23 protein-coding genes are annotated in these 23,126 nt (G+C 61.3%); 13 read left to right on the top strand and 10 right to left on the bottom strand.

Going from position 1 to position 23,126, the window contains the following annotated elements:
• Positions 1–82: 82 nt before the first annotated feature.
• Positions 83–1,111 (top strand): LacI family DNA-binding transcriptional regulator, encoded by a 1,029-nt coding sequence (locus BLR13_RS04155; RefSeq protein ID WP_074827379.1) that lies wholly within the window; start codon positions 83–85, stop codon positions 1,109–1,111.
• A 9-nt stretch (positions 1,112–1,120) separates the two neighbouring features.
• Here the strand turns inward: BLR13_RS04155 and BLR13_RS04150 are convergent, their stop codons facing one another.
• Both BLR13_RS04150 and BLR13_RS04145 read right to left on the bottom strand, forming a co-directional pair.
• On the bottom strand, positions 1,121–1,984 hold the full coding sequence (locus tag BLR13_RS04150) for an SDR family NAD(P)-dependent oxidoreductase (RefSeq protein WP_074827381.1): 864 nt from the start codon (positions 1,982–1,984) through the stop codon (positions 1,121–1,123).
• Positions 1,985–1,990: 6 nt separating this feature from the next.
• Complete coding sequence (locus tag BLR13_RS04145; protein ID WP_074827383.1) at positions 1,991–3,100, bottom strand: alkene reductase; 1,110 nt, start codon at positions 3,098–3,100, stop codon at positions 1,991–1,993.
• A 546-nt stretch (positions 3,101–3,646) separates the two neighbouring features.
• Between BLR13_RS04145 and BLR13_RS04140 the strand changes: the two genes are divergently transcribed.
• Positions 3,647–4,588: a ring-cleaving dioxygenase gene (locus tag BLR13_RS04140; protein WP_074827385.1), complete on the top strand. Its 942-nt coding sequence runs from the start codon at positions 3,647–3,649 to the stop codon at positions 4,586–4,588.
• Here BLR13_RS04140 and BLR13_RS04135 read toward each other — a convergent pair.
• Positions 4,581–5,504, bottom strand: a complete 924-nt coding sequence (locus tag BLR13_RS04135; protein ID WP_074827388.1) for a LysR family transcriptional regulator — start codon at positions 5,502–5,504, stop codon at positions 4,581–4,583. The genes BLR13_RS04140 and BLR13_RS04135 overlap by 8 nt on opposite strands.
• 101 nt (positions 5,505–5,605) lie before the next feature.
• On the opposite strand from BLR13_RS04135, the gene BLR13_RS04130 reads away from it, so the two are divergent.
• On the top strand, positions 5,606–6,532 hold the full coding sequence (locus BLR13_RS04130) for a helix-turn-helix domain-containing protein (protein ID WP_074827391.1): 927 nt from the start codon (positions 5,606–5,608) through the stop codon (positions 6,530–6,532).
• A 19-nt stretch (positions 6,533–6,551) separates the two neighbouring features.
• On the opposite strand, the gene BLR13_RS04125 is transcribed toward BLR13_RS04130, so the two are convergent.
• Both BLR13_RS04125 and BLR13_RS04120 read right to left on the bottom strand, forming a co-directional pair.
• The gene (locus BLR13_RS04125) at positions 6,552–7,184 is read right to left on the bottom strand and encodes a hydrolase (protein WP_074827392.1); all 633 of its coding nucleotides are present in this window, start codon (positions 7,182–7,184) and stop codon (positions 6,552–6,554) included.
• A gap of 15 nt (positions 7,185–7,199) precedes the next feature.
• A complete protein-coding gene (locus tag BLR13_RS04120; RefSeq protein WP_074827394.1) occupies positions 7,200–8,015 on the bottom strand; it encodes an alpha/beta fold hydrolase in 816 nt (271 codons plus the stop codon).
• Between the two features lie 349 nt (positions 8,016–8,364).
• Here BLR13_RS04120 and BLR13_RS04115 point away from each other — a divergent pair, with 349 nt between their 5' ends.
• Genes BLR13_RS04115 through BLR13_RS41590 form a run of 9 tightly spaced genes read left to right on the top strand, consistent with a single transcriptional unit; the run spans position 8,365 to position 16,365 of the window.
• Positions 8,365–9,015, top strand: a complete 651-nt coding sequence (locus BLR13_RS04115) for a hydrolase (RefSeq protein WP_074827396.1) — start codon at positions 8,365–8,367, stop codon at positions 9,013–9,015.
• Positions 9,016–9,047: 32 nt separating this feature from the next.
• Complete coding sequence (locus BLR13_RS04110; protein WP_074827398.1) at positions 9,048–9,338, top strand: XapX domain-containing protein; 291 nt, start codon at positions 9,048–9,050, stop codon at positions 9,336–9,338.
• Positions 9,335–11,215, top strand: a complete 1,881-nt coding sequence (locus BLR13_RS04105; protein ID WP_074827400.1) for an amidohydrolase — start codon at positions 9,335–9,337, stop codon at positions 11,213–11,215. The genes BLR13_RS04110 and BLR13_RS04105 overlap by 4 nt, the downstream gene beginning before the upstream one ends.
• Before the next feature lies 1 nt (position 11,216).
• Entirely contained in the window at positions 11,217–11,657 is a 441-nt protein-coding gene (locus tag BLR13_RS04100) for a DoxX family protein (protein ID WP_074827401.1), read from the top strand.
• Between the two features lie 24 nt (positions 11,658–11,681).
• The gene (locus BLR13_RS04095; RefSeq protein ID WP_074827403.1) at positions 11,682–12,617 is read left to right on the top strand and encodes a glyoxalase; all 936 of its coding nucleotides are present in this window, start codon (positions 11,682–11,684) and stop codon (positions 12,615–12,617) included.
• Positions 12,618–12,631: 14 nt separating this feature from the next.
• The gene (locus BLR13_RS04090) at positions 12,632–14,056 is read left to right on the top strand and encodes an alginate export family protein (RefSeq protein ID WP_074827405.1); all 1,425 of its coding nucleotides are present in this window, start codon (positions 12,632–12,634) and stop codon (positions 14,054–14,056) included.
• A gap of 1 nt (position 14,057) precedes the next feature.
• A complete protein-coding gene (locus BLR13_RS04085) occupies positions 14,058–14,753 on the top strand; it encodes a YoaK family protein (protein ID WP_074827407.1) in 696 nt (231 codons plus the stop codon).
• A 50-nt stretch (positions 14,754–14,803) separates the two neighbouring features.
• The gene (locus tag BLR13_RS41595) at positions 14,804–15,394 is read left to right on the top strand and encodes a cation:proton antiporter domain-containing protein (RefSeq protein ID WP_244525084.1); all 591 of its coding nucleotides are present in this window, start codon (positions 14,804–14,806) and stop codon (positions 15,392–15,394) included.
• Positions 15,395–15,411: 17 nt separating this feature from the next.
• Positions 15,412–16,365: a cation:proton antiporter gene (locus tag BLR13_RS41590; protein ID WP_244525083.1), complete on the top strand. Its 954-nt coding sequence runs from the start codon at positions 15,412–15,414 to the stop codon at positions 16,363–16,365.
• An 82-nt stretch (positions 16,366–16,447) separates the two neighbouring features.
• Here BLR13_RS41590 and BLR13_RS04075 read toward each other — a convergent pair whose 3' ends face one another.
• Together BLR13_RS04075 and BLR13_RS04070 are read right to left on the bottom strand one after the other, a co-directional pair.
• Positions 16,448–17,074, bottom strand: a complete 627-nt coding sequence (locus BLR13_RS04075) for an alpha/beta hydrolase (protein WP_074827409.1) — start codon at positions 17,072–17,074, stop codon at positions 16,448–16,450.
• On the bottom strand, positions 17,074–18,012 hold the full coding sequence (locus tag BLR13_RS04070) for a ring-cleaving dioxygenase (RefSeq protein WP_074827411.1): 939 nt from the start codon (positions 18,010–18,012) through the stop codon (positions 17,074–17,076). Before BLR13_RS04070 ends, BLR13_RS04075 begins: the two co-directional genes overlap by 1 nt.
• Before the next feature lie 122 nt (positions 18,013–18,134).
• Between BLR13_RS04070 and BLR13_RS04065 the strand changes: the two genes are divergently transcribed.
• Positions 18,135–19,028: a LysR family transcriptional regulator gene (locus tag BLR13_RS04065; protein WP_074827413.1), complete on the top strand. Its 894-nt coding sequence runs from the start codon at positions 18,135–18,137 to the stop codon at positions 19,026–19,028.
• Between the two features lie 5 nt (positions 19,029–19,033).
• On the opposite strand, the gene BLR13_RS04060 is transcribed toward BLR13_RS04065, so the two are convergent.
• From BLR13_RS04060 to BLR13_RS04050, 3 genes are read right to left on the bottom strand one after another with little or no spacing between them, the layout of a single operon-like run.
• Positions 19,034–20,182 (bottom strand): FAD binding domain-containing protein, encoded by a 1,149-nt coding sequence (locus tag BLR13_RS04060; RefSeq protein ID WP_074827415.1) that lies wholly within the window; start codon positions 20,180–20,182, stop codon positions 19,034–19,036.
• 42 nt (positions 20,183–20,224) lie between these two features.
• Positions 20,225–21,334 carry an FAD binding domain-containing protein gene (locus tag BLR13_RS04055; RefSeq protein ID WP_074827417.1) on the bottom strand — a complete coding sequence of 370 codons (1,110 nt, stop codon included), beginning with the start codon at positions 21,332–21,334 and terminating at the stop codon, positions 20,225–20,227.
• A gap of 50 nt (positions 21,335–21,384) precedes the next feature.
• Entirely contained in the window at positions 21,385–22,596 is a 1,212-nt protein-coding gene (locus tag BLR13_RS04050) for an MFS transporter (RefSeq protein WP_074827419.1), read from the bottom strand.
• Positions 22,597–23,126: the final 530 nt, after the last annotated feature.

Raw genomic sequence — 23,126 nt, 5'->3', positions numbered from 1 at the left:
AGTCATATTGCAATCGATTGCATATTGTCAAGAGGCGGTATATCCTTGGTTTTGGACTGAGGTAAATGATGGGAATTGCTGGGTGAATCGACCTGTCGCCACGATCAAGCAAATCGCCGACGCTACCGGGGTACATCCGTCCACGGTGTCGCGGGCATTGGATCCCAAGAAGCGACACCTGGTGGCGGAGGACGTTGCCAAGCGGATCGTCACGCTAGCCGAGTCGCTCGGCTACCAGCCCAACCGCCTGGCCGCGAACCTGCGTTTGGGCCGATCAGATCTCATAGGCGTTTTGTTGCCCGATATCGCCAATCCGGTGTTTGCGCCGATCCTGGGTGGCATCACGGAAACGCTTTCGGCGGACGGCTACGCGCCGATCGTGGCGGATGCAGGCAACGCTTCCTCGCAGCAGATTTCGTTCGTGGAGACTCTGCTCAGCCAGCGGATTGACGGCCTGATCCTGGCCACGGTTTCGCAGGACGACGAACTCGTCGGCTTCTGTATTCAGCGCGGGATTCCGGTGATCCTCGTCAATCGATCCGAAGCGCGCGACCGCGTGTCGTCCGTCGTGTCCGACGACGACCGCGGAATGCGCCTGGCGGTCGATCATCTGGTCGGTCTCGGGCACCGGCGCATCGCGCACGTGGCCGGCCCCCTGTCGACGTCGACGGGGGCGCTGCGGCGGGACGGCTTCGAGCGCGCCATGTCCCATCACGGATTGCGAGGCGTCGTGCGCGAGTCGACGGGCTACACCCGCGACGCGGGCGCTCAAGCTGCGGCGCCGATGCTCGACACCGAAAGCCGCATCACGGCGGTCGTCGCCGCCAACGATCTGTTGGCGCTCGGCGTACTCGACGCGCTGAAGGAACGGGGGCTGCGCTGTCCTGACGACATGTCGGTGGTCGGACACAACGACATGCCGCTGATGGACGTCGTCTCGCCTCCGCTGACCACCATACGCATCGAGCACAGGGAGATGGGGCGGATTTCCGCCAGAATGCTCGTCGATACGATCAAGAGCGGTTCGACCGAAATCCGCCATGTCGTACTTCGTCCAGAACTGATCGTGAGAGGTTCGACGCGAGCGATACTCCCGAGCGAACATGGCTAGTCCGCGAATTCATCTGAAGCGGGCAAGTGCCGCTGCCGTCGTGTCCCACAACTGTCGCCGTGCTTGCTCGCTGTCTGCCGGGGCTATGGGGGTGAGTGGGCGGGTGTTCTTCACGGAGACATACGCACCGGTCTGCTTGCCAAAGGTCGGATCGGTGGCAAGGTGCACGATGATCTGCGCCCCGCGCGCAGGGTTGCCGATGCCGAACCAGTTCAGCGCCGTGGCAAGTGGGCGGGCGAAGCTTAGTTCGCGGCCGAGCCCGGTGACGTTGAAGCCCGGACATAGGCAGTTCACGGCAACCCCGGTCCCTTCGAGCTGCCGGGCCAGTTCGAGCGAGAACATGATGTCCAGCAGCTTGGTGCGGCCATAGATTCTTGACGATCCGCGCGCGGTAAAGGGCGCGGTGTCGAACAGGTCCTTCTCGATCTCAAGATTCCTGCTCTGGCGAGATGCTTCCGAGCCGACGGTGATGACGCGCGACGGGGCGGAATGCACCAGGGTTTCCCGCAGGGCATCGGAGAGCAGCCACGGGGCCATATAGTTGACCGCGATCATTTCCGCGTAGCCGTCCCTCGTGACGCGCTGCTGGAAGGCGTGCAGGCCGGCATTGTTGATGAGCACATCGATGTGAGGATGCCGTGCCGCAATGGCCTGTCCGGTGGCGGCAACGGCCGCCAGATCGGAGAAATCAACAAAATGCATGTCGACGGGTGTGGCTGGAGCTGCGGCTTCGATCGCGGCACGCGTCACTTCGGCCTTGGCCTCGCTGCGTGCCGTCAGGATGAGATGCGCCCCACGACGAGCTAATTCCAGAGCGGCGAGCTGGCCGATGCCATCGGTGGCGCCGGTGATGAGGATCTTGGGCCAGGCCAACGCGCCTTAGTCCTTCGCAACGGTCTCAAGGCTCGGATAGTCGAGATACCCGGTGTCCGAACCACCATAGATTCCGAAATGCCACGGCGAATTGTACGGACCGCCAGCTTGTATCCGCGCCGGGAGGTCCGGATTGGCGAGAAAGAGACGGCCGAACGCGACTGCGTCCGCCTCACCGGAAACTACGATTTCGTCGGCGCGCTCGGGAGTGATGCCCGCATTGACGATCAGAGGCCCGCGATAGTGTTCGCCGAATATCGGCAACATTCTCTCGTAATCAGGCGCGCCGGTCCAGGCGTTGGTGTCGGCCAGGTGCAGATATGCAAGCCCGGTGGTTTGCAGCCAATGTGCGAGCCATCCGTAGGTGTCTTCCGGTTTCGGGTCGCGTGTACTGTTGTAATCAGCGAAGGGCGATAGCCTCAATCCAATCCGTGATCGCGGCATGACATCAGAGATCGCCGCAACGATTTCGAGAAGCAGTCTGGAGCGTCCTTCGATGCTCCCACCATATTCATCGGTTCGTTGATTGATCGCCGGCGACAGAAATTGATGGACCAGATAGCCGTTTGCGCCGTGAATCTCCACGCCATCAAATCCTGCGCGAACAGCGTTGGCGGCCGCCAGCCCGAACTCGTTCACGGCGCCCTGGACCTCCGCGAGGGTCATCGCGCGGGAAGGCGTAGCTGCGACGCGCACATAGGCACCGTTGGCGAGGAGAGCCCATACCTGCAGCTGATCCAGATCGTCATTCACGCCCGATGGCGACAGCGGTTGTTTGTCGGACAGCAGACCACGCGCGCTTGCGCGTCCAGCGTGCCAGAGCTGCGCGATGATGCGGCCTCCTTTCTCGTGGATTCGATCGACGACGGCTTTCCATCCCCAGGTTTGTTCGTCGGTCCATAGGCCGGGCGTTCGATCAAAGGCGTTGGACATCGGTCCAACGTTGATGCCCTCGCTTATGATCAGGCCGGCGCCAGCACGCGCTGCGTAATATTCGGAAGCGGAAGAATTGATGACACCGCGCTCATCGGCGCGCGAGCGCGTCATCGGCGCCATGACGATCCTGTTTGTGAGATGGAGATCGCCCAAGGCTGTCGAACGAAAGAGACCCGCCATGTTTCTCACCCTTCGAGGATCGGCGCATTGATGCAGCCTCCGGCCGGATGACCGAGAGTTGAGCCCAACGAACACTGTTGCGGGGCTGAGCCTTAGAGAAGCATCTTTGGAGTCATCCGGCTTGCATATCCTCCACCTCGTTTGGACGTTTTGGTACGGGGCGGCCGCCAGGCAGGAGGTCGAGGTCGGCGACGTTTTTTGTCGCGCTCGGCGGGTAGAATTTTGTTGCGATGTTGATCCAAGGCAAGCCCCGCTGATTGCACGTTCTGGCGCGCGGTTGTACGATTGCGTCCAGATTGAAATTAAGATGCCAGTCGTGGCTCCCGGCTCCATTTGGCTCCCATTTTCGTGATCGGGCTAAAATCCAAGACATTTCGGCCGGTGTGGCCCTCAATATGCGCTCACACAGGAGCGGCGACTACCAAATGGCGCGAACAGAGGGACGATTTGCGTTCGTGCGCGATCTGGATCGCATCATCAGGGAATGCATATCGGCTATGGAAAGTCTTCTAGTCACATTCAGCAAGGCAGCGGTGAGCGCGTGTCGTGGCTGAACTAGATGGATCGTGCCGGCCAGCACGTGGACTTCATCACATCACGACGGTCGTTGGCGATGTGCAGCGCACCGCAGATTTCTATGCCCACATTTTGGGTCTGAAGCGGGTAAAGAAGACCGTCTGCTATGACGACCCGGGAAGTTACCACCTCTATTTTGGCGACAACGTGGGGAGCCCGGGTACGGTGATAAGTACCTTGGCATGGCGATGCGTCGCAAAGGGGATGGTCGGAGTCGGTGAAGTCGTACAGACGGCTTTCCGTGTGCCGGCGGGATCCTCCGCATGGTGGTCGGAGCGGCTCAAAGCCGCAAACGTGGCCTGCAGATTGGACCATTCGGTATTTGGAGAGGCGATGCTTTGCTTCGTCGACCCCGATGGAACCGCGCTTGCCCTGGTGGAGTCGAAGCGAATTCATCGTGAAGCGGAGCGCAGCGAAGACCTTCAAGCGGTCATGGGTCTGAATGAGGTAACTTTAAACGTCCGTAGAGAGGACGCCACGGTCGATATTCTCCAGGACGTACTGGGATTCAAACGCGTTTCAAAAGCCGAGGATTCGATCCGTTTCGTCGCGCATGACGGTCCCGGAGGCACGCTGACGCTGCGGACGGTCGGGGCTTCGTCTCGGGGCCGACTGGGGGGAGGCACGATCAGACATGTGGCCTTCCGTGCGGCCGACACCGAAGATCAGTCAGGCATGATCCAGAAGCTTCAAAGAATGTACGGCATCGCCGTAACTGAGCCGATTGAGAGAACATATCTGACTGCCGTCGGCTTCCGGGCGCCATGCGGCGTTCTTTTCGAGATAGCGACCGACGGACCCGGCTTCGCAGTTGACGAGGCGCGTGATCGCCTTGGAGAAGGTCTCAAATTGCCGGGATTTCTCGAACAACGTCGTCCCGAATTGCAAAGCATCCTGCCCCCGCTCAACTAGCCGGGGTTGTTGTTGTGCAGTTGCTTGGCAGTAGGATGGCGGGAAGTTCGTCGGCGATGAACTCGACGAAGGCCGAGGTTTTTGGCGAGGATGGTCCCATAGGCCAAAGCGCCGACACGGTTCTCCTGTTGTCGGTCTCCTGCTCGAGGATCGTTACCAATTCACCGGACTTGACGTGCCGGCGCGCCCAAAACTCGGGTATGCAGGCGATGCCTTGTCCCTGAAGGCAGGCTGAGAGCAGCATGGCGTTGTGATCGGCCACGAGCCGCTTCAGCAGGCGCTCGCTGCGTCGTATGAACTCCCGCCCCAGGGGCCAGGGATATAGTCTGCCTGTCGAAGAATTTTGAGTTCTCAGACACAGATGATCCCCAAGATCATCCAGACGGGTTGGCGCCGGCCGGCGGGATAAGTATGAGGGCGCCGCCACCAAGACGAGTCGAAACGAACCGATCTTTCTCGATCGGAGCCTGGAATCCTCGAGATTTCCAATCCGAAGGGCGGCCTCGAACCCTTCCTCGATCAGGTCAACATTCCGGTTGCTGTAGCTCAGCTCGAGTTCGATCTCGGGGAAGCGTGTCATGAACTCGACGAAGACAGCGTTCCATGCATCGCTGACCATCGGGACGCTTACCCTCAAGCGACCGTGCGGGCCTTCCCGAGCCGCGGCGAGATCGGATTCCGCTGCCGCTATCTCATTCATGATCGCGCGGCAGCGCTCAAGGAAACGCGCACCTTCGGTCGTAAGGCTGATGCTTCGGGTGTTGCGGTGAAAGAGGCGTACCCCCAACCGTTCTTCCAGACGCACAATCGTCTTTCCAATCGATGAAGCGGTCTGTCCCATGGCTCTGCCGGCTGCGACATAGCTTCCCGAGTCGACGACTTGAACGAAGACGGAAATTCCAGCTATTTTGTCCATTGCGGAAGTTAGGTCCGTGAAAAACGTCCGACGGAGCCGGTTCTCTTAACCGGGTTTGGTCGATACCATATCATAGGCCCGATAAATCCGAATGAGCTCCGATGATCGAAGACGTCGATACCTCCTCCGATGGCTTTTTTGGTCGTCGCCTCAGCAAGCACCTCGGAATGGAAGGCGATTGTGTTCACAAGGTCAATCGCCAGGGCAAGCTCGCACTTGCGGTCACGCGGTTGACATGTACCCGCTTTGTTCGTGAGCGGACCGCCGCGATTCCCTCAGAGCCTGCGTTTAGCATCCTTTATCAGCTGGGGGATTTGGACAGGCATTCATGCTGGCTCGCGGGACGCCAGAGATATTCCGGATCGTTCGGCGCCGGAACGGTGAGCGTCATTGACCTGAGCGACAATCCGCAGTGTGAATTCAGAGGCCCGTTTGACGCCGTCCAATACTACATTCCGCGCCGCGCACTTGACGATTTCGCCTACGAGAATAACGCAAAGCCGGTTTTTACGCTCAAGTGGGCTCGTGATCGTCGCGATCCCTATTTGTCCACGCTTTCAAGCGTTCTCTTGAGCGCTCTGGAAGAGGAGAAGGCGAATAATCAGCTCTTTCTGGATCAGCTCGGATTGAGCTTGCTCGCCCACTTTGCCCAGACCTACGGGGATATTCGCTCATGCGAGCGCATTCAGGAGGGCGGCCTTGCGCCGTGGCAGGAACGCCGCGCCAAGGATATCATGCGTGTTCGCCTCGCCAGCAGCTTGACGATCGCCGATGTAGCAGCCGAGTGCAGACTGACGCCGAGTCATTTCGCTCGCTCTTTCCGGCGCAGTATGGGTGTTGCGCCACACGAGTATCTCTCCCGGCTGCGGATCGAAGAGGCCAAACGCCTTATGACGACCACCAAACTGCCGTTGGCAGATATCGCGCTGATCTGCGGGTTTGGCGACCAGAGCTACTTCACGAGGGTTTTTTCCCGCAGCGTGGGAACGAGCCCTGGCGCTTGGCGTCGGGCTCGTTCTGAAGGTTGAGCGGTATCCGCCGAATTATCTAGGTCGGATGGATCATGTCGCGCGCGTACGATAACCCGATACCGTATCCGCCGCCGTGAGCCTCTACGATTGCCCGCGCGCGGTCATACGTCTCTCGGCGGGTCCAGTCTCGCTGCAATTCCAACAGGACCTGGATCCAGGACGTTGCTTGTGCCCCCGCTGCTTCCATACGGCGAAGCGCCAGGTCATGGCCGGCCGTGGTGAGACCTCCGCAGGCATCGCCGACCACGTAGACCTGAAGGCCGGCGGCCAAGGCAGATAGAACAGCGAAGCTAACGCATGCTTCAGTCAGCAGCCCCGACACGACGAGGCGCCGGCGCCCCGTCGCGAGGATCGCGTTGCGCGCGTTGTCGTCCTCCCAAACGTTCATGTTGCGCCTTTCGATCGGCACAATACCGGGCAAAGCCGCGCTGACCGCCGGCATCAGCGGCCCGCTGTAAACCTTCGTCGCGGAGGTCGAGGCAATGATCGGGAGGCTGAACGCCATGGCCGTTTTGGCCAGCGCGATCACGTTGTTCAGGAGGACTTGGCGGTCGACCGACCCCACGCCGAAGGCGAGCCCGGCCTGCTGATCTGCGAAGAGAAGTGCACAGTCCTTCGGTTCGAGAAGATGCGGGGTACCGTCCGTCATGTGGTCACCTTAATTTCACGAATTCAGGAATTTGAGCAGATCCGCATTGAGCAGATCCGCATGAGTGATAGCGGTCGCATGCGGGGCTCCCGAATAGACCTTGAGCTTGGCGGACGTGATCAACTCGGCCGCGAGCTTTCCGGTGTATTGAAGCGGAACCACCTGATCGTCGTCGCCGTGGATCACGAGCGTTGGCACGTCGATTTTGGCCATATCTGGACGGAAGTCGGTCTCGGAGAATGCGGTCACGCAGTCGATCGTCGCCTTGATGGAGGCCTGCAAGCCGATCTGCAGCGTCTGCTTAAACACCCCTTGGGACACTTTCATGCCGTGATTGGTTCCATAGAAAAGCGTACTGAAGTCGTCCAGGAATTGCGGACGATCCTCGACGAGCCCGGCCTTGATGCCGTCGAAGACGGACTTGTCGACCCCGTCGTGGTCTACCGTCTTGCCGAACAAGGGAGTCACGGCACTCACCAACGCCAGTTTTGACACGAGCGAGGAGCCGTGGCGCGCCATGTAGCGCACTATGTCTCCGCCTCCCATCGAGAAGCCGACCAGGGCGACGTCTCCGAGATCGAGATACTTGATGAGCTCGGCGATATCATCCGCGAACGTATCGTAGTCGTAGCCGCCCCACGGCTGACCCGACCGGCCAAAACCACGGCGATCGAAGGCCACCGCTCGGAAACCGCGGCTGGCGAAAAACAGCATCTGGGCGTCCCACATATCCGCGCTGAGCGGCCAGCCGTGGCTGAAGAGTATCGGTTTTCCGCTACCCCGGTCCTTGAAGTAGAGGTCGGTACCATCCCGCAGTTTCAGCAGCGCCATCTATCATTCCTTCATTATGGCTGTGGCCGAGCGGCTGATGTCATGAGCGCGGCTGGCCATCCTTCGCCAAAATCCTGGATGGAAAGTGCGATGGCTTGGACGATCTCGGCGCTCTTTGCACGTCGTCGCGTTTCTGGCGGACGCACCAACCAGGTTCTGCGGGAGGCGATCCCAGCTTGAGGCGTCGTCAGGGACGGTTCGTCGCACGCAAGCCTTCATCGCGACTTCGTCCAAGCAGTGATGAACTTGTCCAATCACGCGGCGTCGGCGCGGATCATACACGCAAGGTGCGCGGACGCAGGATGCCATTCGCTTCAGCCAGCGATCGTCAATTCAAGGAGAAATCTCGATGTCCAAACTCGAAATGCTGACCCCCGACAACAGCGCCATTGCGCTCATTGACTATCAACCGGCGATGTACCAGGGCGTCCAGTCACACGACCGGCTCGTGGTGTTCAACAATGTCCAGATTCTGGCGAAGGCCGCCAAGCTGTTCAAGATTCCGACTGTCCTGTCCACGGTTGCAAAAGATTCATTTTCCGGACCGTTCATGCCGGAAGTCGTGGAGCTGTTTCCCAAACACGACGTCATCGACCGTACGTCTATGAACTCGTGGCTCAATGCGAATTTTCGGAAGGCCGTTGCCGCAACCGGGCGCAAGAAGTTCGTGCTCGGAGGTCTCTGGACGGAAGCTTGCGTGATGTTTCCGGCGCTGGACATGCTCAAGGAAGGCTATGAGGTGTATGTAGCGGCGGATGCCTGCGGCGATCTTTCGATGGAGGCGCACAACCGTTCAATGGATCGCCTGGTGCAGGCCGGTGCGGTTCCGATCACGTCGTGCCAATACGCGTTTGAGCTCCAGCAGGATTGGGCGCGCACCGAGACCTACGAAGGCATGATGGACATCCTGCGTGCGCACTCGCCGTACGGCATTCAGGTCCGCTTCTCGAAGTGGGCTCTCGGCGAGCATGCCTCCGAGGCCGGCACCAAGGTGGCCTGATTGCTCTCAATAGCTTCCTCGGGATGCCTGCGATGAAGATCTATGTTCTGTCCCTCGGCGCCGGCCTTTTGGTCGGCGTCATCTACAGCCTGCTTGATGTCCGATCGCCGGCGCCGCCGCTGGTGGCGCTGGTTGGGCTGTTGGGAATTCTGGCGGGCGAGCAGATCGTCCCGATCGCCAAGCAGGTCGCCGCGGGTCATGGACTCGCCGCTGCCTGGCGGCAGGCGAAGTGCGCGCCCCACATGTTCGGCATGCTGCCCGGCGGCCGTAGTTTGCAATCCAACGCCGCTGCGACGGTAAAGACCACGGAGAGTGGATCATGAATGGCGCGCCTGATGTCATTTTCCACCGCGGTCTTTTCACCACGCTTGACCATGGCAACCCGACCGCCAGCGCCGTGGCGATCAGGGACGGCGTGTTCAGCGCCGTCGGCCACGATCGGGAGATCATGCCGCTCGCCGGTCCGTCGACGAAGGTCATCGATCTCAAGGGCCGTCGCGTATTGCCCGGCCTGATCGACAACCACCTCCACTTCATTCGCGGCGGGCTCAACTTCAACATGGAGCTGCGCTGGGACGGCGTGTGGTCGCTCGCCGATGCCATGGCTATGCTGAAGAAGCAGGTCGCGATCACGCCGCCACCGCAATGGGTGCGCGTCGTCGGCGGCTTCACAGAGCACCAGTTCGCCGAGAAGCGGCTGCCGACCATCGACGAGCTCAACGCGGCCGCGCCCGATACCCCCGTCTTCATCCTGCATCTCTATGACCGCGCCATCCTGAATGGCGCCGCGCTCCGCGCCGTCGGCTACACAAAGGACTCGCCGGAGCCGCCCGGCGGCGAGATCATGCGTGATGCAAATGGCAATCCGACCGGACTGCTGCTGGCGAAACCGAACGCCAACATCCTCTACGCTACGCTGGCGAAGGGGCCGAAGCTGCCGTTCGACTACCAGGTCAATTCCACCCGGCATTTCATGCGCGAGCTGAACCGGCTCGGCGTCACCGGCGCCATCGACGCGGGCGGTGGCTTTCAGAACTATCCGGAGGACTACGAGGTCATTCAAAAGCTGTCCGACGAAGGACAGCTCACGATCCGGCTTGCCTATAACCTCTTCACCCAGAAGCCGAAGGGTGAGAAGGACGACTTCCTGAACTGGACCCGGACGTCCAAGTACAAGCAGGGCACCGATTACTTCCGCCACAACGGCGCCGGCGAGATGCTGGTGTTCTCGGCCGCCGACTTCGAGGATTTTCGCGTGCCGCGCCCGGACATGCCGCCCGAGATGGAGGGCCAGCTCGAGGACGTCGTCCGCATTCTCGTCCAGAACAGATGGCCCTGGCGCCTGCACGCAACCTATGACGAGACGATCTCGCGCGCGCTCGACGTGTTCGAAAAGGTCAACCAGGACACTCCGCTCGAAGGTCTGCACTGGTTCTTCGATCACGCCGAAACCATCTCCGACCAATCGATCGACCGCATCGCGGCGCTTGGCGGCGGCATCGCCGTGCAGCACCGCATGGCCTATCAGGGCGAATATTTTGTCGAGCGCTACGGCTATGGCGCGGCCGAAGCGACGCCGCCGGTGAAGAAGATCATCGACAAGGGCGTCAAGGTTTCTGCTGGAACAGACGCTACGCGCGTTGCGTCCTACAATCCCTGGGTCTCGCTGGCGTGGCTGGTGACCGGCTTGACGGTGGGAGGTCTGCGCCTCTATCCGCAGCGAAATTGCCTCGACAGGGAAGCGGCGCTCCGGATGTGGACCGAGAATGTGACCTGGTTCTCCAATGAAGAGGGCAAGAAGGGGCGGATCCAGGTTGGACAGTTCGCCGACCTCATTGTTCCGGATCGCGACTATTTCTCCTGCGCCGAAAACGAGATTGCGGACACGACGAGCGATCTCACCGTCGTGGGCGGCCGCATCGTCTATGGCGCCGGAGATTTCAAGGCGCTCGACGACACCGCGCCCCCGCCCGCAATGCCCGATTGGTCGCCGGTGCGCAGCTTCGGCGGTTATGGTAACTGGGTCGGGTCGGACGGGAAGGCGAAGGCCATACGGTCGCAGGCGATGCAGATGTGTGGCTGCGCCAGCGCCTGCGGCGTGCATGGGCATGATCACGCCCGCGCCTGGTCCAGCAAACTTCCGGTTTCGGACATCAGGAGTTTCTGGGGCGCGCTCGGATGTGCCTGCTGGGCGGTCTAGGATGATCGGCCGCATCGACACGCCGCGCCTGATCCGCCAGATTCTCGCCTGGCCGTGGCTTTGGCCGCTGGTGCGTCTCGCGCTGGTATCGGCCTATCTGATCGGAGGTGTCGCCAAGCTCTCAGACTTCGCCGGCGCCGTAGCCGAGCAGGAAAGGTTCGGTCTCAATCCAGGTTGGCTGTGGGCGACGCTTGCGATCGTCATCGAGCTGGGCGGCTCGCTGCTCGTCGTCGCTAATCGGCTTGTGTGGGTCGGGGCCGGTGGACTCGGTGTGCTGACTTTTGTAGCGATGCTGACCGCGAACGCATTTTGGCTATCCACCGGCCACGAACAGTTCGTGGCGATGAATGCGTTCTTCGAACACCTCGGCCTCATCGCCGGTTTAGTCGTCGCGTCGATTTACGCCGAAGCGACGGCATCTCGTCGAAACCACGTTTCGTAGTAAATCTCGCTTAGGGAGTTGCCCATGAAAAGGCTATCCGCATCGATTCTGCTCCTGTCCGTCGCGGCTGTCGCCGCCGCAGCGATGCCGGCGATCGCCAAGGATACGGGCAGGGCCGGGCGCGAGACGGTCTCCGTCGCGCCGCAATACGATACGACCCATGTCTATGTCGCACCCGAGGAAGTGGACAAGTTCGTATCGAGTTTTCTCGCGACTTTTGGTGGTCAAAGCACCAAGCAGGTGGTTGCGACTGTCACGCCCACGCCAAGCAGTACGACTTCGCAGCTGCTTCAGACACCGGTCGGCACGGTCTCGGTGTTTGGTTTCAAGACGCCCGTGCCGTACCCGTTTGGTGCCGAGCGCAACGGATACCTGGTCAGCGACATCGACGTTGCGATCAAGTCCGCCCGTGCAGCCGGCGCCGACGTGATCGTCGCGACCTTCCCGGATCCGATCGGGCGCGACGCGGTGATCCAGTGGCCGGGCGGCGTCAATATGCAGCTCTACTGGCACACGACCAAATCGAACTACGCTCCCTTCGAGAAGATCCCGGAGAATCGGGTGTACGTTTCGGCCGACAGGGCGGCCGCCTTCACCCGGAGCTTCGTCGCGTTCTCCCGCGGCAAGGTCGTCTCCGACGATGCGAAGGCGCCCGGGATCGAGATCGGCAGGTCCGACGCGACCTACCGACGCATCCGGATTGAGTCCCCCTTCGGGAAGATGGTCGTGCTGGTCACGGATGGTCATCTGCCTTATCCCTATGGGCGGGAGACGACGGGCTATGAAGTGGCTGACCTCGCCGCGACGCTCGGCAAGGCAAAGGACGCCGGCGCCACGGTACTCGTTGAACCCTACACGTCGGACGGCCGCTCGGCGGCGTTCGTCATGTTCCCGGGCGGCTATGTCGCCGAAATACACTCGCCCGGGCCGAAGAGCGCATCCCGGGCCGACAGCAAATGAGGTGATTTCAGCCGATGTCAGCACGGGCCGGTCTGCGCAACTCTTTTTGGATCGTCCTGGTGCTTGCGCTTCTCGGCGCCGGCGTCGATTGCGCGCAGGCAGACGACGGGGACGCCGCTCTACCCAAGAGGCCCGCGATTCAGGCGAACCGCTGGGCGGAGGACTGGTCGGTCCTTGCCGATCCCAGATTGCGCACCGAACCGTTCGACGGGCTCAAATACATCCCGCTGTGGGCCACCGATCCGAAAAGCTACATTTCGTTGGGCGTCACCTTGCGCGAACGTTTCGAAACCAACAACGCAGCCGGCTTCGGTACCGGCAACACGCCGGTGGACAGCTATCTCTTACAGCGCCTGCAGATCCATGCCGATGTTCACTTCGACGAAAATTGGCGCGCGTTCGTTCAACTCGAGGACGATCGATCTTTCCATAAGTTCAACGTCACACCCGTCGACCAGGATCGCCTGGATCTCCGGCTCGCTTTCGTGGAGTACGTCAACAGGTTTGACGGCGGGACGTTGAAGGCGCGCGCCGGGCGGCAGGACTTCGCATTCGACTTGCAGCGTTTCGTATCGTCGCGAGACGGACCGAACGTACGCCAATCCTTTGATGCCATCTGGGCTGACTGGGAGACCGGGGTTTGGCGCTTCATCGGATTCGTCAGCCGACCCGTCCAGTATTTCGACGGGCGCCCCTTCGACGATACGTCGAACGATCAGTTCCAGTTCAGCACGCTGCGGGTGGAACGGAAGGTGCTCGGAGACAACGAACTGTCCGGCTACTATTCGCTCTACGAACGAAGTAACGCCAAATACCTCGACGCCTTTGGCGCGGAGCACCGGCACGTCTTTGATGGACGGTTCGCTGGCAAGACTCAGCAGTTCGATTGGGACCTGGAGGCCATGGGGCAGGTAGGCCAGGTGGGCACCACGGACATTCGCGCCTGGGCCGTCGGTGCGCGAACGGGCTACACGTTGGCGAGCGTACCATGGCAGCCCCGCCTGGGTATCCAGTTCGATACTGCTTCCGGAGACCACCGCCCGGCGGACGGAACGGTGGGCACGTTCAACCCGCTCTTCCCGAACGGCTACTACTTCACGCTTGCCGGTTACACGGGTTACGTGAACCTGGTGCATCTCAAACCCTCTATCACCGTCAGTCCGGTGAGCCGGCTGAAGGTGATGGGCGCCATCGGCTTGCAATGGCGGGAAACAACGGCCGACGCGATCTACGTCCAGCCCAACGTGCCCATCGCGGGCACTGCCGGCATCGGTAGCAACTGGACCGGAGCCTATGGTCAGCTTCGCGTCGACTACGCGTTCAACGACCATCTCGCGGGCGCCATCGAGGCCGTGCATTTCGATGTCGGCAACACGATCATCCGCGCCGGTGGACACACGAGCAACTATCTGGGTGTCCAACTCCAATACGGCTGGTAGCATGTCGAAGTCCATTTCCCTTCTCGCTCTCTTGATGACTCTCAACGCCGGCTTCGTTGATACCGCCGGCTTTCTCGCTCTTCAGGGACTCTTCACTGCGCACGTGACCGGCAACTTCGTCACGTTCGGTGCCGCCATTGTGCTCGGAACGTCCGGTGCGCTGGCCAAGCTTCTTGCCCTTCCCGTCTTCTGTGTCGTCGTGATCGTCACGAGGATATTCAGCTTCTATCTCCCCGCCATGGGACTGCCGATCCTCCGCTCGATGCTGGCCATCAAGACGCTGCTTCTCGCCGTGGGTGGCGCCGCGGCCGTCTATTTCGGACCATTTGTGCAAGGCGATAGCTGGCACGCGATTGCCACCGGGATGATCCTTGTCGCCGCGATGGCCATTCAAAACGCGGCCCATCGCATCCACATGGGGACGGACCCACCCAGCACCCTGATGACGGGAACGACAACCCAGATCATGATCGATGTCGCGGATGTGTTGCGACGCGCGCCTGTCTCTGTTCTGACCGTTGCCAAGCCCCGCTTGGGCAAGATGTCGGCGAGTGTGGCTGCATTCGCGTTGGGGTGCGCGGCTGGCGCCTGCCTCTATGCCAGGTTTGGCACCTGGTGCTTCGTGCTGCCCCCGCTTGTCGCGCTGCCGGCGGTGCTTTTAGCGGGGTCCGAACCCGCCCCGCAAAAGACGGCCTAGCGCTCGCGATGAGCCCCTCCGAGACCTTCCAGACCATCCTGCTGCTCCTGATGATCGCCGTCGTGCTCGACGCGGTGGCCCGTCGCCTGCGCCTGCCGTCCGCGTCCGTGCTGGTGCTGGCCGGCATCATTCTGGCTCTCGTTCCGGGACTTCCCCAAGTGGAGTTCGATCCGGACTTCGTCATGGTGCTCTTTCTGCCTCCGCTTCTGCTTTCGGGCGCCTACTTCACGGTGTGGCCGGATTTTCGGGCCAATCTCCGGATAATCCTGCAACTGGCCGTCGGCGCCGTCGTGGTAACGACGCTGCTGGTCGGCGTCGTTACGCACTTATTCTTTCCGGCATTGCCTTGGGCCGCGTGTTTTGCGCTTGGCGCGATCGTTTCGCCGCCTGACGCCGTGGCCGCGCGTGCGGTGCTGGACCATCTTAATGTCCCGCCGCGCATCGCCGTGCTGCTGGAGGGCGAAAGCTTGATCAACGATGCCTCGGGCCTCGTCCTCTTTCGCTTCGCAGTCGCTGCGGCACTGACCGGTGCCTTCAGCGCGGGGGCGGCCGCAGGAAGCTTCGTCTACGTCTCGGCTGTGGGCATCGGGATCGGTCTCGCGCGCTCGGCTGGATATGCGCCTTCGTCGCCGGAAGATTGACGGATGCACGGCTCACCGTGGTCTGGACCTTCCTGTCCGCCTGGGCCGCTTATCTACTCGCCGACGGCCTGCATGTGTCAGGCGTGCTTTCGACGGTTGCATGTGGGCTGGTGCTTGGACGTCTGCAGCACAAGACCTTGAGCGCGGCGTCTCGGGTCCAGGCCCTCGCGGTCTGGTCTGTCGTAACCTTCGTGATGGAGGCGTTGGTCTTTGTGCTTGTCGGGCTGGCTCTTCGCGGCGTTCTGCACCGGTTCGGTGCGGATTGGGGAACCGTTCTTTCGCTTCTGCCGGCGGCCGCGACGATCTTTGCGGTGCTCGTGCTCGCCCGATTCGCGTGGATCTTCCCGACGGCCTATATTCCGAGAGCGCTGATCCCATCTCTCCGCGAACGGGATCCATATCCGTCGCTAGCCGTTCCGTTAGTGATGAGTTGGGCGGGAATGCGCGGGGTCGTCAGTCTTGCAGCCGCACTGTCATTGCCCGAGAATTTTCCCGGCCGCGATATCATCCTGTTCGTGACCTTCTGCGTTGTCGCCGCGACCATCGTCGTGCTCGGATTGACGCTCGGTCCGGTCGCCAAGACGTTGGCCGGGAAGGATTTCCTGCTCCACGGAGAAGAGACGCTCTCCGAAGAGGCTGTCCGGGCCGAAATCGCGCGAGCCCAGTTCGATGCCATCCGTGCGCATTCTCTTGGAGCCGAGGGCAAGCATGCCCACCCGCGACTGGTCGAACAGTACGGACATCGTCTCGCGATCGCCGAGGACCATGTTCTCGCCAAGGGATCCCATGGGGAACGGAGACTCCAGCACTACCGTGCTGTCCTGATCGCGGTTGAAGCAGGCCGCGAGAAACTCCTGGAACTATTCAATTCCGCACGCATCCACGACAGCGTCATGCACAGGGTCGAAGGTGAACTGGACCAGGAGGAGCTTTATGCGGCTCGAGTGGTCGAAGTGATGGAAAGCGATTGACGATAGCGCCGTCGTCGAGAGGCAGGCGCGGGCCATGTATCGGAGCCGAACTGTCAGAGTGACAGTTCGGCTCCAGATCCGGCTAGACAACTCGAGCGTCAACGCTGGCGGTCCAATCGCGGGCCAACCTGACGTCCGCCTGCGAAAGTTGGTGTCCGGCGGGCAGGATCTTATGGACCACGTTGGCGCCCGCATCCGAGAGCATCGCCGAAAGTCTGGCGGCATTGCCGGCCGGAACGATCGGGTCTGCTTGCCCGGAGAGAATGAGCACCGGCTTGCCGTCGAGCCTCGCGCTGGGTGGCTCCGACAGAGGCACCATGGCCCGGAGCAGGACTGCACCGGCGAGTGCCTCCGGTTTCATCAGAAGCAGCGCGGCCGCGATGTTCGCGCCGTTGGAAAATCCTACGGCGATCGGCGCTTCGATACCATAGCGCTGCCGCGCACCGTCGACGAACGTGCCAAGCTCCAGAGCACGCTTGCGCACATCTTCTTCGTCGAATACGCCCTCCGCCAGGCGGCGGAAGAAGCGCGGCATACCGTGCTCGAGGATGCGCCCACGTGGTGAGAGCAACGGCGAACCCGGCGATATCGTAGCCCCGACCTGCATCAGATCGTTCTCGTCTCCTCCGGTGCCGTGCAGGAGCAGGAGCGGAGGCGCACCGGCTCTGCTTCCGGGCTCAAATCGATAGACGAATGCGGACTCGTCCATCATGACACGGCTCCTTCCAACTCCGGCAGGACACCCTCGATCTCTTCGCGGTGTGGCTCGAGGAAGCTCGGCAGCTTCAGTGCGCGTCCCAGCGTCGCAACCGGCTCGTCGACTGCAAAGCCAGGGATGTCGGTCGCTATCTCGAACAGCACGCCACCCGGTTCGCGGAAGTAGATCGACCGGAAGTAGTTGCGGTCCTTCTGTTCGGTCGGATGCAGTCCATGATTGTCTACGAGCCGTTGAGACAACCTGCTTTGCTCGGCGTCGTCGGCTGCGCGGAATGCGATGTGATGCACCGAACCGCCACCCTCATGGCCTCTCAGGAATCCCTTCGCTTCATAGATGTCGACCACGCTTCCATAAATCTCGCCTGCCGCCTTGTAGCGGGTCACGGAACCCTCTCGAGCCGTCTCCCTGAAGCCGAGCACGTCGGTGAGGATGGCCGCGGTCTTCCTGGCATCGTCAAGCAGCAACGTTACTCCGTGAAATCCGCGGATTGCATGTTCGGCCGGCACGTCACCGTCGTTCCAGGCCGGCTCATCCTCGGCTCCTGGCACGCCGACGAGAGCCAGCGCCATGCCGTCGGGATCAGTGAACGACAGAACCGATTCCCCGAAACGCTTTTCGAGCGCTTCGTGATGGACTCCCTTTTCCAGGAAGCGCTTCGTCCAGTAGCCCAGCGATCGAAGCGGCACGCGGAAAGCGGTTTGGTGGGTTTCGCCGACGCCCCTACGACCGGGTGGCACTCCCTGCCACGGAAAGAACGTCAGGATCGTGCCCGGCCGACCGGTCTCGTCGCCATAATAAAAATGATAGGTGGCCGGATCGTCGAAATTGACGGTCCTTTTGACGAACCGCAGGCCGAGATCCCGCGTATAGAAGCCGAAATTCCGGATCGGATCGCCGGCAATGGCCGTGACGTGATGAAGTCCTGACATCTCTTCCTCCAAGTCGAATGAGCAACATCGCTCTGGCGTGAGATATCGGATGGCTTTGTTTTGAGGACAATCCATGATTTTATGACCTCTGTGTCTACAATTTGGCGACAATCGGAGGGCGGATGGACAAACTGGGCAGCCTGAGAGCCTTCGTAAAGGTTGTGGAGAGTGGCAGCTTCGCCGAAGCCGGCCGTCAACTGCGGCTCTCGCGCTCCGCGATCAGCAAGTATGTCGGCGATCTCGAGGAGAGCCTCGGCGTACAATTGCTGAACCGCACCACCCGGCACGCCAGTCCAACCGAAAACGGCCAGATGTATTTCGAGCGTGCCATCGCCATCCTCTCGGAGATTGACGCTGCGGATCAGGCGGTCACGCAGCTGCAATCGGCACCGCGCGGTCTGTTGCGGATCAATGCGCCGATGTCGTTCGGCACGATACGCCTGGGGCCGGCGCTCGCGGACTTCATGGCGAAGTATCCCGATCTTCAGCTTCAACTTGTGCTGAGTGACGATCTTCTCGACCCCGTCCAGGATGGCTTCGATGTCACACTTCGCATCGCCGAACTGGAATCCTCGAGTCTGATCGCCCGCAAGATTGTTCCCGTCGCGCGGGTGGTATGTGCGTCGCCTGACTATCTGAAGCGTCATGGCACGCCGATGCATCCGCAAGACCTCCGCGATCACGTGTCCCTGACCTACGGTTTCCTGCTGACGGGCAATCAGTGGAAGTTGACGGGCGGCGACGGCGACCACTGGATCCAGCCGGCCTGGTCGTTGTGCGTCAACAATGCGGAGGTGCTGCGCGACGTGGCGGCGAAGGGTAGGGGGGTCGCATTGATACCGGAGTTCATCGCGGCGGAGGCCCTAAAAAATGGCAGTCTTCAAGCCGTCCTTGCGAACTATTCGGCGCCGCCGCTTGCCCTTTACGCGGTTTATCCACCTACGCGACATCTTGCGGTCAAGGTCCGGCTCTTCATCGATTTTCTGGTCGATCGGTTCGGACCGGGCGCCAGCTGATCGAGCTAGTCGGTGCTTCTTTCGCGCGACCAGCGATTCCCGAGCGCGAGGCCGTATTGGTAGAGGGCGTTGCCATATTCCAGTTGCAGCCGCTCCGTGGACTGAAGCGCGACGTCAACATTTGCGCGCGCCGACTTCAATGCGCGCGCGAGAACCGACGCCTCGTAGGCAGCCTTGGCGGTTCCCCCCGCGGTGTGGGGCCGAACGACGAAAGCTGCGTCACCGGTCAGCAAGACCCGACCGAACAGGGTTTTCGGCACCGTCACGTCGAGGATGGTCTGAAGGAAAGGGTCGCGCGTTTCCGAGACCAGCGCGGCCATCTTCGGATGAATGTTGCGCAAAGCACGCGCCTTCAGATCGGCAATGATCCTCTCCGGCGTCGTACCGCGCGGAAGCGAAGATCGATGCCGTATGCCGTTCTTGTCGGTCAGCACGTTCGTCAACTCGGTCGGATCAACATGCACATACCAGACCCAGTTGAGACGCCGTGATCCGGCCGCAACGGCGCCGTCGCTTCCCGGGATGAAATACGCCAGCATGTGCCCGCCGTTGCGGGCTTCGGAGAAGGTGAAACGGTCGTCGAAGAAGGCCAGAAGGTCAGAAGGTACGTTGCTCTCGTCCAGCGTACCCCTCCAGGCAACGTAGCCGGCATACCTCGCCTCGACATCGGGAATCATTTTACGCCGTATTGCAGAGCCCGAGCCGTCGGCAGCCACGAACAGATCGCTTTCCGCCACAGAGCCGTCGCCAAGGGTCGCCGAGACCCTGGAGCCCGTCTGGGACACCGTCACCACCTCTGAGCCTGCACGATAACATTCATTCGGAACGCCGGCCCGCAGTGCCGCCTGGATAGCTTCCCAAGACGTGAATTCCTGCGGCATCTCTTGCAGAACGCCGTCTCCGCCGTCCGAGTTGAGATATCGCCGACCGCGGCAGGACGTGAAAGGGAGAGGACCTGCACCGTTTTGCTCAAGCAGCCCCATCAATTCGTTCTGAACGACGATGCCGGCCCCTCGTGCCATCATCGGGCCCGGCACGCGTTCGTGAACTCTTACGGTTGCACCGAGTTTGCGAAGGGTAATCGCATTGCAAAGCCCCGCAACCGATCCACCACTGATCGTAACCGTGAAGTCACGGTCGGCATGCCAACTCATCCGCCTCTCCCAAATTCGCTGTTTCGACGACCACAAAGGGGTTCATATGAGATGCGCACCCAATTCGCGGCCAGATGCGGCGATGGCTGTGCCCACTTGTACTCGTTCTTGCTTGTACCCCCGGAGTGCGTCGGCGAGCGTCGCCGATGACAGGTGCTTTCGCAGCGCGAGCGCGTCTGCCGCAGCCTTTGCAATTCCCATTCCCGTATGCGGTCGCACGACGAATGCCGCGTCACCCACCAGCGCAATCCGTCGCGAGACCATGCGCTCCGTTTCGTAGTCGAAGATCCCTTGCACGAACGGGCGGGTCGTCGCTTCGATCGCCGCAGCGAAAGCGCGAGGTAACAGACGCCTGGCGTCGTCAACGAGATTCTCGCGGGCTCCTTCGGAAACCGCGCCCGGAGGAAGCGAGTACGGGTGGACGCGGCCTTCGAGGTCGGTGAGCACCTGGTCCCGCGCGGTCGGTTCGACGGCCGGCCGATACCAGACCCAGTTGTATCGTCGACTTCCGGTCTCGGTTTCGCCGTTCGGTCCAGGCACCAGGAATCCGATCACATGGGAATGGGGCATCCGGAAATATGCGAAACGTTCGAGGAGGTCGTCGGCCGCAAAGCCCGGCAAGGCAAGTTCTGGAAGAAGGCCGCGCCATCCGACATAGCCCGCGTACGCATTGGCGGCCGTTGGGCCATCGACGATGGCGCGCGCGACGGATGCTATTCCATCAGCACCAATGACGAGGTCGGCAACCGCTTCGCTTCCGTCGGTAAAGCGAAGAACAACATGATCGGCTTGCTCGCGAAGATGTTCGACGTTTCGATCGACCAGATACGCTCCATCCAACATCCGTTGCCGAAAGACACGATAGATGTAGTCCCACGATATCTGTGTCTGAGGCGGCATCTTTTGGTCAACGGTAGATCCCGCATCGCTGAACACGATGCGGTCCCGCGCAACCACCCCGACGCGAGCCACGTGCTCGCATCCCGAGGCGCGCAGAATGGCAAATGTCTCGCGCCTGCCCAGCAGGCCGGCCCCGCGCCCTTCGAGCCCATGGACCGATCGCTCGTAAACGGTGACGTCGTGTCCATCCTGCGTAAGCAGCGTTGCCGTGAATAGTCCCGCAAGAGAACCTCCGACGACCGCGATGCGCATTCCGTGCAATCTCCTGATGGGGGCCGTTCACAAAATCCGAAGAGTGGGGGTCAGTGATGTGAGACCTTCCGGCCGGTCGGAGGCAGAAGCGTCGGCAGCTGCAGGAGCAGGCCTGCTGTCCCAAGCGCAGCCCCGTAGCCACAAACGCCGAGCCATGACAGGTGCGCATACGCCCAACTCGCTCCGAGGGACCCGAGCGAGCCACCGATGAACATTGCGGTCATGAACACCGTGTTCAGCCTGCTCCGAGCCTCCGGACGCAGGGCGAAAATCAGGTGCTGATTTGAAACGAGCGCTGCGTTTACTCCCACGTCGAGCAACACGACGCCGACGGTCAGTCCCGCGACGGTGTTCCAGCCAGCGAAAGCAACCCAGGACGAAAGCGAGATAGCCGCAGCGATCGCAATCACGAGATGAGGGCCCCGCTTGTCGGCTACTCGACCTGCGAGCGGCGCAGCGAGTATTCCCGACGCACCGATGATGCCAAACAGGCCAGCGATCTCCGGACCGAGCCCAAATGCCGGTTCCTGCAGATGGAGAGATAAAACGGTCCAGAAAGCGATGAACGAGGCGAACAGCATCGCTTGCGTCGCTGCGGCCAGCCGAAGCGCCGGCTCCTCGATGAGCAGGTGGACGAGCGAACGCAGTGCGGCAGCGTATCCGATGGTCTGCGTCGGATGGTGGCGTGGCAGGATCAAACGGACCAGCGCGGCGGCGCCGAGGGCCAATGGCGCGCCTAGCCAAAACATCTCGCGCCATCCGAAGTGTGATCCGACGAAGCCGGCTATCGTGCGGCTGAGAAGAATGCCGCCCAGGATTCCGCTTACCACCGTGCCGACCGCGGCGCCCCGGGTCCGGTCATCGGCGAGCGTCGCAGCGAATGGGACGATCTGTTGGGCCACAGTGGCGGCTACGCCCAGGATGAGCGACGCCGCGATCAACGCCAGCGTGGACGGAGCGAGCGCCGCGAATGCGAGGGCAGCCGCCAGAACAGCGAATTGGACAGCGATAAGGCGTCGTCTCTCGACGAGATCGCCCAATGGCACCAACAAGAGGAGGCCGACCGCGTAACCAAATTGTGTGGCCGTGGGTATCAGTCCGATGACGGAAGAGTTTGGATAATTTGCTTCGATCAGGCCCAGCAGGGGCTGATTGTAGTAGATGTTTGCGACCGCGATACCCGCACAAACCGCCATGGCAAATGTGCGTGCGCGGGTGAGTTCGGGGATCCGTTGGTCCGTCGTGAGCGTCGGCAAAGACATGGCAGCAATCCTCGTTCGTCGGCGCGCAGCTTCGGTTCGGCACGTCTGACACTTGACTTCAAGCAGGATCGAGAGTTAATTATCAAACGATAAATAGCAAGAGGCCGTCAAAGATAGATGGCTTGCATGGGCGGCGGGCGGCGTGGCCGCGGTAACGATTCTCTGCGAAACGCGGCAATCGCTGCCTTGGCGGCACGCTCGTTTTCCAGATGAGCGGGTCGTCGTCAGGCACCTTACGCCGCAGCCCTGCGAGCGTATTGGACTCTCCGCTCATGCTTTGGACGGCTTTTTGATTTGGTGTCGCGAGCAGGGCGTAATGCATTGTGGCGGCGGGGTCGACCAAAGGGAAGCTGGGCAGCAGGCGATACCCAACGGGCTTCGTTCGACTGAACGCGCCCACACTCTGCTCGTCGAGCAGGTGATCGAAAAGGAGAGTTCCCTGCAGTCGACGCCTGATCGGGAGATTGTTCAAGTGCCGCGTGAAACTGAAAAGATAGCACCCACGGCCGCCTGATATGGCGTCTCCATTC

It is taken from the genome of Bradyrhizobium ottawaense (assembly GCF_900099825.1).
Taxonomy (GTDB): Bacteria; Pseudomonadota; Alphaproteobacteria; order Rhizobiales; family Xanthobacteraceae; genus Bradyrhizobium; species Bradyrhizobium ottawaense_A.
Note: the sequence above shows the minus strand (reverse complement) of the source record. Positions and strands in the feature narration are given on the sequence as shown.

What these genes read in the sequence shown, in the direction of transcription:
- BLR13_RS04130 (WP_074827391.1), top strand. Translation starts at nt 5,606, where the DNA reads ATGATCGAAGACGTCGATACCTCCTCCGATGGCTTTTTTGGTCGTCGC.
- BLR13_RS04090 (WP_074827405.1), top strand. Translation starts at nt 12,632, where the DNA reads ATGTCAGCACGGGCCGGTCTGCGCAACTCTTTTTGGATCGTCCTGGTG.
- BLR13_RS04075 (WP_074827409.1), bottom strand. Translation starts at nt 17,074, where the DNA reads ATGGACGAGTCCGCATTCGTCTATCGATTTGAGCCCGGAAGCAGAGCC.
- BLR13_RS04055 (WP_074827417.1), bottom strand. Translation starts at nt 21,334, where the DNA reads ATGCGCATCGCGGTCGTCGGAGGTTCTCTTGCGGGACTATTCACGGCA.
- BLR13_RS04085 (WP_074827407.1), top strand. Translation starts at nt 14,058, where the DNA reads ATGTCGAAGTCCATTTCCCTTCTCGCTCTCTTGATGACTCTCAACGCC.
- BLR13_RS04065 (WP_074827413.1), top strand. Translation starts at nt 18,135, where the DNA reads ATGGACAAACTGGGCAGCCTGAGAGCCTTCGTAAAGGTTGTGGAGAGT.
- BLR13_RS04105 (WP_074827400.1), top strand. Translation starts at nt 9,335, where the DNA reads ATGAATGGCGCGCCTGATGTCATTTTCCACCGCGGTCTTTTCACCACG.
- BLR13_RS04070 (WP_074827411.1), bottom strand. Translation starts at nt 18,012, where the DNA reads ATGTCAGGACTTCATCACGTCACGGCCATTGCCGGCGATCCGATCCGG.
- BLR13_RS04110 (WP_074827398.1), top strand. Translation starts at nt 9,048, where the DNA reads ATGAAGATCTATGTTCTGTCCCTCGGCGCCGGCCTTTTGGTCGGCGTC.
- BLR13_RS04115 (WP_074827396.1), top strand. Translation starts at nt 8,365, where the DNA reads ATGTCCAAACTCGAAATGCTGACCCCCGACAACAGCGCCATTGCGCTC.
- BLR13_RS04095 (WP_074827403.1), top strand. Translation starts at nt 11,682, where the DNA reads ATGAAAAGGCTATCCGCATCGATTCTGCTCCTGTCCGTCGCGGCTGTC.
- BLR13_RS04125 (WP_074827392.1), bottom strand. Translation starts at nt 7,184, where the DNA reads ATGACGGACGGTACCCCGCATCTTCTCGAACCGAAGGACTGTGCACTT.
- BLR13_RS04100 (WP_074827401.1), top strand. Translation starts at nt 11,217, where the DNA reads ATGATCGGCCGCATCGACACGCCGCGCCTGATCCGCCAGATTCTCGCC.
- BLR13_RS04145 (WP_074827383.1), bottom strand. Translation starts at nt 3,100, where the DNA reads ATGGCGGGTCTCTTTCGTTCGACAGCCTTGGGCGATCTCCATCTCACA.
- BLR13_RS04050 (WP_074827419.1), bottom strand. Translation starts at nt 22,596, where the DNA reads ATGTCTTTGCCGACGCTCACGACGGACCAACGGATCCCCGAACTCACC.
- BLR13_RS41595 (WP_244525084.1), top strand. Translation starts at nt 14,804, where the DNA reads ATGATCGCCGTCGTGCTCGACGCGGTGGCCCGTCGCCTGCGCCTGCCG.
- BLR13_RS04120 (WP_074827394.1), bottom strand. Translation starts at nt 8,015, where the DNA reads ATGGCGCTGCTGAAACTGCGGGATGGTACCGACCTCTACTTCAAGGAC.
- BLR13_RS04135 (WP_074827388.1), bottom strand. Translation starts at nt 5,504, where the DNA reads ATGGACAAAATAGCTGGAATTTCCGTCTTCGTTCAAGTCGTCGACTCG.
- BLR13_RS04060 (WP_074827415.1), bottom strand. Translation starts at nt 20,182, where the DNA reads ATGAGTTGGCATGCCGACCGTGACTTCACGGTTACGATCAGTGGTGGA.